Source organism: Kushneria sp. AK178, assembly GCF_053903105.1.
Genome location: NZ_CP096381.1, coordinates 600,167 through 613,817, shown reverse-complemented (window position 1 = coordinate 613,817; position 13,651 = coordinate 600,167). Strand labels below are relative to the sequence as shown.

Genomic DNA, 13,651 nt, shown 5'->3' with positions numbered 1-13,651 from the left:
GGGCGCGTCATCCGGTCGAAGTGAGCCCCTCGGCGCAGAGCATCATACGCCGGCGACTCATCCTGCACCATCAATGCCCCCCGACCACCCCAGCGGCGGCCCTGCCTGCCTCATCGGCTGAAACAAAAACAAACACTTAACCCATGCTTAAAGATTGCAACGATTTTAAGCATGGGTTAAGTATATTGACAGCCTTTCAGAACGGTGTTCGAAAAGGTGGTATCGCGCAGTCCGGGCCATCCACGTACGGCCGGTCTGCACTCCCTGATTCAAAAACAGGATCCTGCGATGAAACATCTGACGCGACGCAGCTTTGTGGCTGCCGGCATGTTCAGTACCGTGGCGGTCGCCTCCGGCGCCTATGCACAGACCGTTCCCAGACCCCAGCGCCAGGACGGCGTCGGCGGGGATGACCCGGGACCGCGCAACACCACCATCGACCGTGACAACCCCACCCTGATGAACCCGCCACCCACCGACAGCGGCACCCTGCCCAACCTGCGCTTCCCCTTTGGCGACGCTCACGTACGTCAGGAGAGCGGCGGCTGGACCCGCCAGGTCACCGAGCGCGAACTGCCGGTCTCCACCACCATCGCCGGCGTCGACATGCGCCTCAACGAAGGCGGCATTCGCGAACTGCACTGGCACAAGGAAGCCGAGTGGGCCTGCATGACCTACGGCAAGGCGCGCATCACCGCCGTGGATGCCGAGGGCAACTACTTCGTCGATGACGTCGAAACCGGCGATCTGTGGTACTTCCCGCCGGGCATTCCCCATTCGATCCAGGGGCTGGGGCCGGACGGCTGCGAGTTTCTGCTCGCCTTTGATGACGGCGGCTTCGATGAAAACTCGACCTTTCTGCTCAGCGACTGGTTCAAGCACGTGCCGAAAGAGGTGCTGGCCAAGAACTTCGGCATCGACCCTTCCGACGTCAGCGACATCCCCGACCCCAGCGAGGAGTACATCTTCGCCAACAGGGTGCCGGGCTCACTCGACAGCGTGAAGCCGAAGGGTGCCGATGAGGTCCCCGAACCCTTCAGCCACCGGATGATGCAGCAGGAACCGATCAAGACGCCCGGCGGCACGGTGCGCATCACCGACTCATCCACCTTCAAGGTGTCAAAAACCATCGCCGCGGCGCTGGTCGAGCTGGAACCGGGCGGCCTGCGTGAGCTGCACTGGCACCCCAACAACGATGAGTGGCAGTACTACCTCAGCGGCACCGGTCGACTGGGCGTGTTTGCCGGCGCGGGCGAGGCGCGCACCTACGACGTTCACGAGGGTGACGTGGGCTACATCCCGTTTGCGATGGGCCACTACATCGAAAACACCGGCGACACCACGATGCGCTTTCTGGAACTGTTCAAAAGCGATCACTACGCCGACATTTCGCTTAACCAGTGGCTGGCGCTGACGCCGCCGGAGCTGGTCAGGGCACATCTGGGGCTGGACGACACCTTCATGGATTCTCTCAAGCAGCAGAAGTCCCCGGTGGTCTCAAAGGATGGCGCTCGAAAGTCGTGATGGCCAACGTCGCCTGATCACCTGAAACACACACCGGGGCATCTCGCCCCGGTGTGGCCTGACATGGCCATTAACGTTAAAGGAGCACTAGCCCCTGGCGTTCAAATGTCTGGAACCTCGACTGGTAGTGAGCGCCACCCATAACAGTGGACGAATCAGCCAGCGCCAGACCAGGTTGATCAGCCACAGCAACGGCAGCGTGATGACCAACCACAGCACGAACTGACCCAGCTTCACCGGCCAGCCCAGCCAGTGGGCCAGATTGGCCCCCAGGCCATTGATCAGATCGGGATGGCGCACCACGACCCAGGCCGTGGCCCCCACGGCGGCCAGCTTCGCCGGCCGCGACAGCCGGGTGAAACGAAGCCCGGCCGGGATCAGCGCCCGGCTGCTTCGAAGCTCACCGCTGGCGCCCATGGCCGCCCGGCTCTCCAAAGCGCCGGCACGCAGGGCGCGACCGGCCCGCAGCCATTGAATGGCGCCGGCCATCATGACCACATCGACCCCGGCCCAGGCGATATCAGCAGGCCCCACCGACGCCGGGCCCTGCACGGTGCGCTCCAGATCGCGCAGGCCGCCGGTGAAGAAATCCCCGACGCCCGAGACCAGCCGCTCACCCTGCAGCCAGTGCACGGTGTCGTGCTCATCGACCACGAACTGATCGAGAAAGCCGTAGCCCTCTTCCTGCAAAAAGGCGACGGCGTAGAGCCCGCGCTGATACGGCGTCAGGCCGCGCGAGTCATCCGTTGGTGACTCGGGGGTGTCATTGTCCGCGTCGTCGTCGTTCCACCAGCCGGCAATCGCGCCACGCGCCTCGCGATAGCGCTGCGTCGCCCAGTGGCGCGCCGTCAGCGTCGGCACCTCATTGTCATGAAACCAGGCCACCGGCAGCACGACATCCGGGCCGAGGCGGGAAAGTATTTCCTGAAAGCCGGGCTCGAAACCGTAGTCGGTGAGCACCTCACGGGCGGTATCGCCGTGACGGGCCAGCGCCAGTGCGCCGTTGAACACCAGTGTCTGATCATCGGCCCAGGCGAGAAACAGGGTATTGAGCGCCTCGGATTCATGATTGAGCGTGCGCGCCACCGCCTCGGGCAGCGCATCAGCGGCGGACGCGCGCAGAAAGCGCGACTCAAACGGTGTCGCCGTGGCGGCAGCAGACAGCGCACCGGCGACCAGCACGGCCGTCAGCACGAGGACAAGAAATCGGGTCATGAAATCGCTCATCGGGTGTGGATAACACGGATACCCAGTATGGCATTTTCGCGCCGGCGCGGCGCTAGTGGCCGGCGCGAGTCAGAGACACCCGGGCATGAAAAAACCCCGCGGCGAGCCGCGGGGTCGTGTGGGGCGAAAGCGCTCGGCTTACTTGTCGAGCCACTCGGTGTGGAAGACACCCTCGCGATCAAGACGCCTGTAGGTGTGGGCACCGAAGAAGTCACGCTGGGCCTGCACCAGATTGGCCGGCAGCTTTTCGCTGCGATAGCTGTCGTAGTAGGCCACGGCGGAGGAGAAGGTCGGCACCGGGATGCCGTTTTGCACCGCATGGCTGATCACGTCACGCAGCGACTGCTGGTAGCGGTCGGCGATGTCGGAGAAGTACGGCGCCATCAGCAGGTTCGACAGATCCGGGGTCTCCTGGTAGGCATCGGTAATCTTCTGCAGGAAACGGGCCCGGATGATGCAGCCGGCGCGGAAGAGTTTGGCCACGGCGCCGTAGTCGAGGTTCCAGTCATAGTGATCGCTGGCCGAACGCATCTGGGCAAAGCCCTGGGCGTAGGAGGCGATCTTGCTGAAATAAAGGGCCTGACGCACCTTTTCGATGAACTCGGCGCGGTCGCCCTCGAACGGCTTGTCGGCCGGCCCCTTGAGCACCTTCGAGGCCGCCACGCGCTCCTCCTTGAGCGAGGAGATAAAGCGGGCAAAGACGGACTCGGTGATCAGGGGCAGCGGCACACCCAGATCCAGCGCGCTCTTGCTGGTCCACTTGCCGGTGCCCTTCTGACCGGCGGAGTCGAGGATCGTGTCGACCACGTACTCGCCGCTGTCGTCACGCTTTCTGAAGATGCGCGCGGTGATGTCGATCAGGTAGCTGTCGAGCTCGCCTTCATTCCACTCGGCGAAGACATCGGCCAGCTCGTCGTTGGACAGCCCCAGGCCGTCCTTGAGGATGGCGTAGGCTTCGCTGATGAGCTGCATGTCGCCGTATTCGATGCCGTTGTGCACCATCTTGACGTAGTGCCCGGCACCGTCGGGGCCGACATAGTTGACGCACGGCTCGCCGTCTTCGGCGCGCGCGGCGATCTGCTCGAGAATCGGCGCCACCATGTCATAGGCCTCACGCTGGCCGCTGGGCATGATCGAGGGGCCCTTGAGCGCGCCCTCTTCGCCACCGGAGACGCCGGTACCGATGAAGTTCAACCCTGCCTCGGAGAGCTCGCGGTTACGGCGGATGGTATCCGGATAGTAGGTGTTGCCCCCGTCGATCAGGATATCGCCCTGGTCCAGATAGGGTTTCAGGGACTCGATGGTCCGGTCTGTCGCGTCACCGGCGGCCACCATCAAAAGGATACGACGCGGCTTCTCCAGAGACGCCACAAACGTCTCGATATCGTAAAACGGGACCAGCTTGCTGTCGGGATTTTCCGTCAGGACTTCGTCGGTTTTCTCAGAGGAACGGTTATAGATCGACACCGTATAGCCACGGCTTTCGATGTTGAGCGCCAGATTGCGCCCCATTACTGCCATTCCCATGACACCAATCTGTTGTCTGGTCATTGCCTTTCACTACTCCAGCAGTCATTGAACTACGACGCGTTGAATGCGCCATGATGCCCCGCATCGGGATGGACAGCATGCTGTCGCCTGACGAATGTGCCACGTCAGCACGGTGACGAGCCAGTCTGGCAGAGCATCGGAGGCTTGTCCCTGCCAGGGTGCTCGCAACATTGCGCCCGAATGATCATTTCGTCGCGCCACGGGCGCGGAAAGTGGTGAAGCCCGGCCACATGCGCCATGCTCAGGGTATGCCCTGACATTAGAAACGCTAATGAATACACACTAATAGCCGGATAGGTTCATAACAATAATGCCAACCACCTCATGACGACGTGTATCAGGCAGCACCGACGCATTATTCACATGAGGGCCGACACAGCAGGAGATGACGATGAGTCATGGCTGTATCGTTGAAAATTTCAGTAATCTGATTGCACTCAGCGACCACGAAAAGACACTACTGGCGCAGCTTGAAAAGGACGCCAGAACCGTCAAGCGTCACGAGAGCCTGTGGCGTTTTCGCGAACCCACGCAGACGCTCTATACGCTGCAGGAGGGCTGGGCCTACGCTTACAAGATTTCGCTGATGGGCGAGATGAAGGTGGTCGAGATCTTTACCCCCGGCGATATCATCGGACTGCGCGACTTTACCTTCGGCCGCCATCTCACCGATGTGCGCATGATGACCGATGGCACCGTCTGCGCCTTTCCCTATCGCTACATTCTGGACGCCTGCCAGCAGTCGCGAGCGCTGTCGGCGGCCTTTTTTGCCACCGCCTCAAGAGATCAGGCGCTGATGACCGAGCGCGTGGCGAGTCTCATGCACTGCAGCGCCCGCATGAAGATCGCCCATTTCATCATCGAGATGTATCTGCGTCTGCAGCACACCAGCCCCGACATGGGCTATCGATTCGAATTCCCCATGAACCAGAAGCTCATGGCGAGCCTGCTGGGACTGACCAGCGTGCACGTCAGCCGCATGCTCGGCGAACTGGCCCGCGAGGGCATGGTGAGAAAGCAGCGCCGCATGCTGGAAATTCTCGACTACGACCGCCTCTATCGCGAAGCGCAGTTCGACGAGACCTACATTCAGCTCGATCTGAGCCACATGCTGGAAGAAGACATCCCGGAAGGCATCGCCCCGATGGGCTGATTGATGCCTCCCCTGCTGCAGGGGCGGGCGCCCGGCCACCCTGCGGCACCCCGACCGTGATGGCCGGGGGACTCGCCTCGTCAGTGCGCTTCTTCCCAGCTGTCGCCGTGACCGGCTTCGACAATCAACGCCACGTCGAGCTGCCCGGCGCCCTGCATGCGATCAACCACTTCCGCCTTGAACGCCTCGACCTGATCGCGCTTCACTTCGAAGATCAGTTCGTCATGCACCTGCATGACCATGCTGGCGTCAAACGCGCCCTCACCCAGCCAGGCGTCCACATCGATCATGGCGCGCTTGATGATGTCCGCCGCGGTGCCCTGCATCGGCGCGTTGATGGCGGTGCGCTCGGCGGCCTGGCGCCGGCTGTGGTTGCGCGAGCTGATCTCCGGCACATACAGGCGCCGGCCAAACACGGTTTCCACATAACCCTTCTCGGCCGCCTCGGCGCGAATGCGTTCCATGTAGCGCGCCACGCCCGGGTAACGGTCGAAGTAGCGCTCGATCCAGGTTTTGGCGTCGCGCTGCTCGACTCTGAGCTGGCGCGCCAGCCCCCAGGCGCTCATGCCATAGATCAGCCCGAAGTTGATCGCCTTGGCGCTGCGGCGCTGATCGCTGGTGACCTTCTCAAGTGATGTGCCAAAGACCTCGGCGGCGGTGGCGGTGTGAATGTCGCGATCCTCGGCGAAGGCCGTGAGCAGGCTCTCATCGCCGGAGAGGTGCGCCATGATGCGCAGCTCGATCTGCGAGTAGTCCGCCGCCACCAGCTGATAGCCGGGCGTGGCGACAAAGGCGGTGCGGATGCGCCGGCCGATGTCGCTGCGAATCGGGATGTTCTGCAGGTTGGGGTCGCTGGAGGAGAGCCGCCCGGTGGCGGTCACCGCCTGGTGATAGCTGGTGTGAATGCGCCCGGTGGTAGCATTGATCAGCTGCGGCAGCTTGTCGGTATAGGTCGACTTGAGCTTGGAGAGCCCGCGATGCTCCATGATCACTTTCGGCAGCGGATAGTCCAGCGCCAGCTCCTCGAGCACGGCCTCGGCAGTCGAGGGCGCGCCCTTGGGCGTTTTCTTGATGACCGGAATTTTCTGCTCCTCGAACAGGATCTCGCCGAGCTGCTTGGGCGAGCCGAGGTTGAACTCGCGTCCGGCCAGCTCGAACGCATCGCGCTCGAGCTCGGTGATACGCTCGCCCAGCGTCCGGCTCTGCTCACCCAGCGTCGCGGTGTCCACCGCCACGCCGGTGCGCTCCATGCGCGTGAGCACCGCAATCAGCGGCAGCTCCAGACGATCGATGACCTCGGCCAGCCTGCCCTCCTGTTCCAGGCGCGGGCGCAGGTGGGCGTGCAGGCGCAGGGTAACGTCGATGTCCTCGCAGGCGTATTCGGTGGCCTGCTCGAGCGCGACCTGATTGAAGGTGAGCTGTTTGGCGCCCTTGCCGGCGATCTCCTCGAACGAGATGGTGCGATGGCCCAGATAGGCCTGCGCCAGCGAATCCATGTCGTGGCGCGTGGCGGTGGAGTTGAGCACGTAGGACTCGAGCATGGTGTCAAAAAGCGCGCCATGCACGGCGATGTCGTAGCGCGCCAGCACCTCGATGTCGTACTTCAGATTCTGGCCGATCTTGGCAATCGAGGCGTCTTCCAGAATCGGCTTGAGCGCCGCCAGCACGGCGCCTTGATCGAGCTGATCGGGGGCATCGAGATAGTCGTGCGCCACCGGCACGTAGACCGCCTCGCCCGGCGTGATGCCAAGGCCGATGCCGACGATCTCGGCGTCCATGTAGTTGAGGCTGGTGGTCTCCAGATCGAAGCAGAAGGCGTCGCTCTGTTTTAATCGCTCGAGCCAGCGATCGAAATCGTGTTGTTCGAACACGGCGCGATAGTCGCGCTGCTCGCTCGCCATGGCGGAGGTTTCACTGGCGGACTCGCCGCCGTCCAGATCGCCCTCGCCGGCCGGCACGTCGGGCGCGGGCTCGCCGGTGCTGCCGCCTTCCAGCAGCTCGTTGAGCCAGCCCTTGAACTCCAGGCGCTGATAGAGCGACAGCAGCGCCTCGCGGTCCGGATGGGCAATCTCGAGATCCTCCAGCCCCACCGGCAGCTCGCAGTCGGTGCGAATGGTGGCCAGTTGATGGGAGAGAAAGGCCTGCTCGCGGTTGTCCTCGAGCTTTTTGGGCATCGATTTGGCGCCGCGAAAGGTCAGCGTCTTCACGCGCTCGAGATCGGCGTAGATGGTGTCGAGCCCGCCATTCATGCCGGTGAGCAGGGCCAGCGCGGTCTTCTGGCCCACACCCGGCACGCCGGGAATGTTGTCGACGCTGTCGCCCATCAGCGCCAGGTAGTCGATGATCAGATGCGGCGGGATGCCGAATTTGGCCTCGACGCCGGCCACATCGAGCGTCTCGTCCTTCATGGTGTTGACCATGGTGATGTGCTCGTTGACCAGCTGCGCCATGTCCTTGTCGCCGGTCGAGATGATCGCATCGCGTCCGGCCTCGGTGGCCATGCGCGACAGCGTGCCGATGACGTCATCGGCCTCGACCCCCTCGATGCACAGAAGCGGCAGGCCCAGCGCCCGCACGCACTCGTGCAGCGGCTCGACCTGGGCACGCAGTTCCTCGGGCATGGGCGGACGATGGGCCTTGTACTGCTCGAACAGCTCGTCGCGAAAGGTCTTGCCCTTCGCATCAAAGACCACCGCCATGGGGCTGTCGGGATACTGGCGGATAAGGCTTTTGAGCATGGAGACGACGCCGCGCACGGCGCCGGTCGGCTCGCCGGTCGAGGTCGACAGGGGCGGCAGGGCATGAAAGGCGCGATACAGGTAGGCAGAACCGTCCACGAGGACGATCGGGGCAGCGGCCATGGAAGCTCCAGCGAATGACTCGAATATGGCGTCATGATACGCAAGCCTGGCGCCGGCGTCAGTGTTGACAGCATCGCCCCGGACACGACGTCCGGAGGCTGCTATTTGCCGTCACGCGCTTTACACTATGCAACATTCAAGCTTCACCTCTGGAGGCCATCATGATCACTGGACGGAAGCTACCGGCCCTGGTAGTGGCGGCGCTGCTGATGCCCGGCGTATTCGGCACTACGGTGCTGGCCGAGCCACAGGGCGACATCACCATCCGTCAGGACGGCGAGCGCACCGTGCGCGAGTACCGCCTCGACGGCCAGCTCTACGCCATCGAGATTCTCGACAACGGCCAGCGCCGGGTGCTGCTGGACACCGACGGCGACGGCAACTTCCGTCGCCTGGCCACCGATGCCGAGATCACGCCGCCGGCGTGGACGCAGGAGTCCCCCTGAGCGGGACCTGTCATCATGGCGGGCAGAATATGGTGTTTCGGTGATAGACTCCCGCGCTGCGCGATGTCAGGCCGACCCGCAGCGCGGTATCCTTCGATACCGGACGCCTGACCCTGTCACTGCCGCCGACCCCATGACCGGTCGCGGCGTTTGTTTCCCAGTACGGTGAGCGCCTCCGCAGCGCGCCAGGAGCAACATGGCGGTTTTTACTCCCTTGAGCGATGAGCAGGTCGCTCATTTTCTCAAGCGTTACGATGTCGGCACTCTGACCACGCTCGAGGGCGTGGCCGGCGGCACCGAAAACAGCACCTTTCTGGTCACTACCGACCGGGAAACGCTGATACTGACCCTGTTCGAGCAGGGCGAGCAGGAAGAGCTGCCCTTTTTCGTCGATCTGCTGGCCTGGCTGGATCAGCACCGGCTGCCGGTACCGGGGCCGCTGTTTGATCAAAACGGCGTGGCCCTGCAGCAGCTGGCCGGTCGCCCCGCCCTGCTCTTTCCCCGTCTGCCGGGCCGCCACCCGGAAACGCCGAGCGTGGCGCAGTGCGGTGCCATCGGCGAGATGCTGGGCCGCATGCATCACATCTCGCAGGGCTTTCAGGGCAGCCGGCCCAACCCGCGCGATCTGCGCTGGATCCAGGCCGTGCACACCCGGGTCATGAGTTATCTGGGCAACGACGATCAGGCCCTGATGCGCGATCGCATCGATGCGCTCGACTGTCGCCTGCGCGATGTCGCCCTGCCCCGGGGCGCCCTGCACGGCGATCTGTTTCGCGACAACACCCTCTATGAAGGCGATCGGCTGGGCGGTGTGATCGATTTCTACAACGGCTGCACCGGCGATCTGCTCTTCGATCTGGCGATTGTCATCAACGACTGGTGCAGCGACGATCAGGGCATGCTGCTCCCCGAGCGCTATGAGGCCATCACCACGGCCTACGCCGCCGAGCGCCCCTTCACCGACCAGGAGCGCCGCGTCTGGCCCGCCATGCTGGAGCTGACCGCCCTGCGCTACTGGCTCTCGCGGCTGCTGGTGGTCTATGTCGACCCGCCCGCACACGCCCTGACGCCCAAGGACCCGAGCCAGTACCGCCGGATTTTGAAGGCGCGCATCGACCACCCGCCGCCGGTACTGCCCTGACGCTGACACGTTGCGATGCCGGCGCCGGCCGGTATCGTGCCCCCGGGGCCTGACGATCCCTGCGGCAACACCGGCACCCACTGCCGGGCACGTCCCAAAGGCGTTAGAATGCGCGCCGGGCAGCACTGGCTGCCCCTGTCCCGTGTAACTACCCTACCCTGTCTGACGACCTTCAGGATGTCGTTTGCGGCCACTGCTGACCGGAGCCTGCCCATGTCCAATGCTTCATCCGTAACCACCCAGACTCACGCCCAGTCGGAAGCCCGCCGCACCTACAACATCGATCAGTGGGGCAGCGGCTATTTTGACGTCGACGCACACGGGCTAGCCGTGGTGCGCCCCTATGGCGATGCCGACGGCCAGGACAGCCCGGCCCTGTCGCTCAAGGGGCTGGTCGGCAAGCTGCAGGCGGCCGGACTGCGGCTGCCCACCCTGGTGCGTTTTACCGATATCCTGCATGACCGGGTCGAGCAGCTGTGTCAGGCCTTCGATCACGCCATCGACGAGCTTGAATACGAAGGCCACTACACCGCCGTCTACCCCATCAAGGTCAATCAGCAGCGCCGCGTGGTGGAAGAGCTGCTGGCCACGCCCGAGCGCGGCCGCGGGCGCGTGGGACTGGAAGCCGGCAGCAAGCCGGAGCTTCTGGCCGTGCTGGCGCTCTCCTCGGAGACCACCTCGACCATCGTCTGCAACGGCTACAAGGACCGCGAGTACGTGCGTCTGGCGCTGATGGGCGAAAGGCTCGGCCACCGCGTCTTTCTGGTGGTCGAAAAGCAGGCCGAACTGGAGCTGATCCTCGAAGAGGGCGACAACCTCGGCGTCATGCCGCGCATCGGCGTGCGCGCACGGCTCTCCTCGGTGGGCAAGGGCAACTGGGAGAGCACCGGCGGTGACAAGTCCAAGTTCGGCCTCACTGCGCGCCAGATCCAGCACGTGGTGGATCATCTGCGCGCCCATGACCGGCTCGCTTCGCTGCAGCTGGTGCACTTTCATCTCGGCTCGCAGATCGCCAACATCCGCGACATCCAGCGCGGGCTGCGCGAGTGCACCCAGTTCTACAAGAGCCTGCGCGACGTCGGCGCGCCGGTCTCGGTGGTGGATGTCGGCGGCGGCCTGGGGGTGGATTATGAAGGCACCCGTTCACGCAGCTACTGCTCGACCAACTACTCCATGGACGAGTACGCCAACAACGTGGTCGGCGCCTTCTCGCAGCTGTGTCACAGCATGGACCTGCCCCATCCGGACATCATCTCCGAGTCCGGCCGGGCGCTGACCGCTCATCACGCGGTGCTGATCACCAACGTGATCGACGAGGAGCGCCACGAGGTAACCCTGCCCGAGCGCGGCCACCACGACGGCGATACCCATCTCGACGTGCTGTGGCAGACCTGGGACTGGCTGGCCGAACCGGCCGAGCCGCGCCTTCTGGTCGAGTACTATCATGATCTTTATCAGGCCATGGTCGACGTTCAGGACCGCTTCGTGCTCGGCAGCGCCAGTCTGGCGATTCGCGCCGAAGCCGAGGCGATCTTTACCGCCGCCTGCAAGCGCCTGCGTGCCCGGCTCGACGGTCGCAACCGGGCCCACCGCGAAATCCTCGACGAACTCGACGAAAAGCTCGCCGACAAGCTGTTCGTCAATTTCTCGCTGTTTCAGTCCCTGCCCGACGTCTGGGGCATCGATCAGATCTTCCCGGTACTGCCGCTGTCCAATCTGGATCAGCCGCCGACGCGGCGCGGCGTGATCCAGGACATCACCTGCGACAGCGACGGGCGCATCGAGCGCTATGTCGACGGCCAGGGCGTGGAGAGCACCCTGCCCCTGCCGGAGTGGAAGGCCGGCGAGGAGCGCCTGCTGGGGCTGTTTCTGGTCGGCGCCTATCAGGAGATTCTGGGCGATCTGCATAACCTGTTCGGCGATACCGACTCCATCGACGTCAGCCTGGACGGCAACGGCGAGTGGCAGCTGGGCACGCCGATCGTCGGCGACAGCGTCGCCAACGTGCTGCGCTATGTGAACTTCGACCCGGACCGCCTGCGCAGCCGCTTCCAGCGTCAGCTGCTGCGCAGCGACATCTCCGGCCGCGAGCGCGAGATGTTTCTCGAAGAGCTCGAAGCCGGCCTTGAAGGCTACACCTATCTGGAATAGTCGGGCCTGAAGCCGTTCCGGGCGCGGCCTGATGATTGGTTGCCCTGCCCGGGCAGGCCACTCGCCATTCACACCACTGATCCTGCAGGGGCCCGGGCGCCGCTGATCGTTGCGGTGCCTGCGACCGCGCGTGTCGTCGGGCGCCGCAGGCAGCGGCCGACGTCGGGGGCGGTAAGTCCCTGCAGAGTGCACGCTCCGCCTGACGACCGGCAGCGCACGCACTGATGCCCTGATTGATCGGTATATCGTCTATCATTGTCTGTTATGCAATGAAAGGCATGCCCTCGCGCTGACCGGCACAGAGCTGCCACCATGCGAGACATCGCGGCGGACGCCGACACCGCGATGGTCACCGGGAAGCCGGTACCGGGTCATCACGACGCTCGAACGCTGCTCGAGACAATCAACACAACGGGAACGGCACGTTCCCCATGGGGCCAGGATGGCACAATCGCTTTTTTCGCACACCTCCTCCAGCGCTTCTTCCTGCAAGGCATGGAGCGTTCACATTCTTACCGCCAGTGGCGTGCTGTTCGGCACAATGGCCCTGCTGGCGCTGATCGACGAACGCCCCGTTGCCTGCCTGCTCTGGCTGGGCACGGCGATGATGATCGATAGCATCGATGGCACCCTGGCGCGCAAGTACGATGTCAAGGCCACCCTGCCACAGATAGACGGCGCCACTCTCGACATGGTCATCGACTACCTCACCTGGGCCTTTATTCCCGCGCTTTTCATCTACTCCTTTATCGAGCTGCCGCCGTATCTCTCGCTGATGTCGGTGTTCATCATCGTGCTGTCCTCGATGTTCTGCTTTTGCAACGTCAATCTGAAAAGTCAGGACAACTACTTCGTTGGCTTCCCCGCCGCCTGGAACATCGCCGCTGCCTACTTCTATATCCTCGACCTGCCGCCTTTTGTCGTCTTTGCCGCCATTGTGGTGCTGGCCGCGCTGACCGTAACGCGGATGAAGTTTCTCCATCCGTTTCGCGTGCGCTTTCTGATGCCGCTGAACATCGCGGTCACCCTGGTCTGGTGTGTCTGCACCACCGCGCTGCTGCTGTCGAGCGCCGGGTATGCCGCCTGGGCGCTGTGGGGTCTGGGCCTGACCTCGCTGTACTTTACAGGCATGTGCCTGTGGCGCACGGCGCAGGAGTGGTTTGCCTCGCCCCGGCAAAACGCTTCGGAGTAAGGAGTCATTTCCAGCGCTGCGGTCCCCGGGCCGCGGCGCGAGATGTGTCTGGAAGGGCCCAGGGCCGGTTCTGAAGGCTATATGCCCTGAATAAACGCACCGCCTTACTTCCTGCCCCTCCCGTCCGGGACACGATCTTCGGGCGGAACGCTCTCTTCGCGCAGGCCCTGATCTGTTCCGCGCTTCCTTTCCCCTTTGCATCCTTGTGCTGCTTCCCCCCCTGCAACCAGGCAAACGCCGCGCCGCCACTGCCCCGGACACTGCCCATCTTCGATGCCTGCCGTGGAAACGACGTCGATTGTTCACTCGACGACGCGCCCTTCGTGGATTAACCAAAGGTCGAACGGCTTTTTGCCAATTGCCATGCGAGGCTAGCCGGTTTGAGCGGGGTCGCGTGACGGCGCA

9 protein-coding genes are annotated in these 13,651 nt (G+C 63.7%); 6 read left to right on the top strand and 3 right to left on the bottom strand.

The genetic code is table 11. The features are described 5' to 3' along the window. Positions 1–288: 288 nt before the first annotated feature. Positions 289–1,524, top strand: a complete 1,236-nt coding sequence (locus tag M1D97_RS02805; protein WP_456269233.1) for an oxalate decarboxylase family bicupin — start codon at positions 289–291, stop codon at positions 1,522–1,524. Positions 1,525–1,611: 87 nt separating this feature from the next. Here the strand turns inward: M1D97_RS02805 and M1D97_RS02800 are convergent, their stop codons facing one another. Together M1D97_RS02800 and gndA are read right to left on the bottom strand one after the other, a co-directional pair. After that, positions 1,612–2,739 carry a hypothetical protein gene (locus M1D97_RS02800; RefSeq protein ID WP_456269232.1) on the bottom strand — a complete coding sequence of 376 codons (1,128 nt, stop codon included), beginning with the start codon at positions 2,737–2,739 and terminating at the stop codon, positions 1,612–1,614. Positions 2,740–2,889: 150 nt separating this feature from the next. Next, the gene (gene gndA / locus M1D97_RS02795; protein ID WP_456269231.1) at positions 2,890–4,302 is read right to left on the bottom strand and encodes an NADP-dependent phosphogluconate dehydrogenase; all 1,413 of its coding nucleotides are present in this window, start codon (positions 4,300–4,302) and stop codon (positions 2,890–2,892) included. A 391-nt stretch (positions 4,303–4,693) separates the two neighbouring features. Between gndA and M1D97_RS02790 the strand changes: the two genes are divergently transcribed. After that, a complete protein-coding gene (locus M1D97_RS02790) occupies positions 4,694–5,455 on the top strand; it encodes a Crp/Fnr family transcriptional regulator (RefSeq protein ID WP_456269230.1) in 762 nt (253 codons plus the stop codon). Positions 5,456–5,535: 80 nt separating this feature from the next. Here the strand turns inward: M1D97_RS02790 and polA are convergent, their stop codons facing one another. After that, entirely contained in the window at positions 5,536–8,316 is a 2,781-nt protein-coding gene (gene polA / locus M1D97_RS02785; RefSeq protein WP_456269229.1) for a DNA polymerase I, read from the bottom strand. 161 nt (positions 8,317–8,477) lie between these two features. On the opposite strand from polA, the gene M1D97_RS02780 reads away from it, so the two are divergent. The 4 genes from M1D97_RS02780 to pcsA all read left to right on the top strand — a co-directional run bounded on the left by M1D97_RS02780 (position 8,478) and on the right by pcsA (position 13,246). Beyond that, complete coding sequence (locus M1D97_RS02780; protein ID WP_456269228.1) at positions 8,478–8,762, top strand: DUF2782 domain-containing protein; 285 nt, start codon at positions 8,478–8,480, stop codon at positions 8,760–8,762. A 196-nt stretch (positions 8,763–8,958) separates the two neighbouring features. Further along, positions 8,959–9,903: a homoserine kinase gene (locus M1D97_RS02775; RefSeq protein WP_456269227.1), complete on the top strand. Its 945-nt coding sequence runs from the start codon at positions 8,959–8,961 to the stop codon at positions 9,901–9,903. A 213-nt stretch (positions 9,904–10,116) separates the two neighbouring features. After that, a complete protein-coding gene (gene speA / locus M1D97_RS02770; RefSeq protein WP_456269226.1) occupies positions 10,117–12,054 on the top strand; it encodes a biosynthetic arginine decarboxylase in 1,938 nt (645 codons plus the stop codon). A gap of 442 nt (positions 12,055–12,496) precedes the next feature. After that, complete coding sequence (pcsA, locus tag M1D97_RS02765) at positions 12,497–13,246, top strand: phosphatidylcholine synthase (protein WP_456269225.1); 750 nt, start codon at positions 12,497–12,499, stop codon at positions 13,244–13,246. The last annotated feature ends 405 nt before the right edge of the window (positions 13,247–13,651 follow it).

Excerpts from the sequence above, each read along its gene's own strand:
- speA (WP_456269226.1), top strand. The coding sequence starts at position 10,117 with ATGTCCAATGCTTCATCCGTAACCACCCAGACTCACGCCCAGTCGGAA.
- pcsA (WP_456269225.1), top strand. The coding sequence starts at position 12,497 with ATGGCACAATCGCTTTTTTCGCACACCTCCTCCAGCGCTTCTTCCTGC.
- M1D97_RS02780 (WP_456269228.1), top strand. The coding sequence starts at position 8,478 with ATGATCACTGGACGGAAGCTACCGGCCCTGGTAGTGGCGGCGCTGCTG.
- M1D97_RS02790 (WP_456269230.1), top strand. The coding sequence starts at position 4,694 with ATGAGTCATGGCTGTATCGTTGAAAATTTCAGTAATCTGATTGCACTC.
- gndA (WP_456269231.1), bottom strand. The coding sequence starts at position 4,302 with ATGACCAGACAACAGATTGGTGTCATGGGAATGGCAGTAATGGGGCGC.
- M1D97_RS02805 (WP_456269233.1), top strand. The coding sequence starts at position 289 with ATGAAACATCTGACGCGACGCAGCTTTGTGGCTGCCGGCATGTTCAGT.
- M1D97_RS02800 (WP_456269232.1), bottom strand. The coding sequence starts at position 2,739 with ATGACCCGATTTCTTGTCCTCGTGCTGACGGCCGTGCTGGTCGCCGGT.
- M1D97_RS02775 (WP_456269227.1), top strand. The coding sequence starts at position 8,959 with ATGGCGGTTTTTACTCCCTTGAGCGATGAGCAGGTCGCTCATTTTCTC.
- polA (WP_456269229.1), bottom strand. The coding sequence starts at position 8,316 with ATGGCCGCTGCCCCGATCGTCCTCGTGGACGGTTCTGCCTACCTGTAT.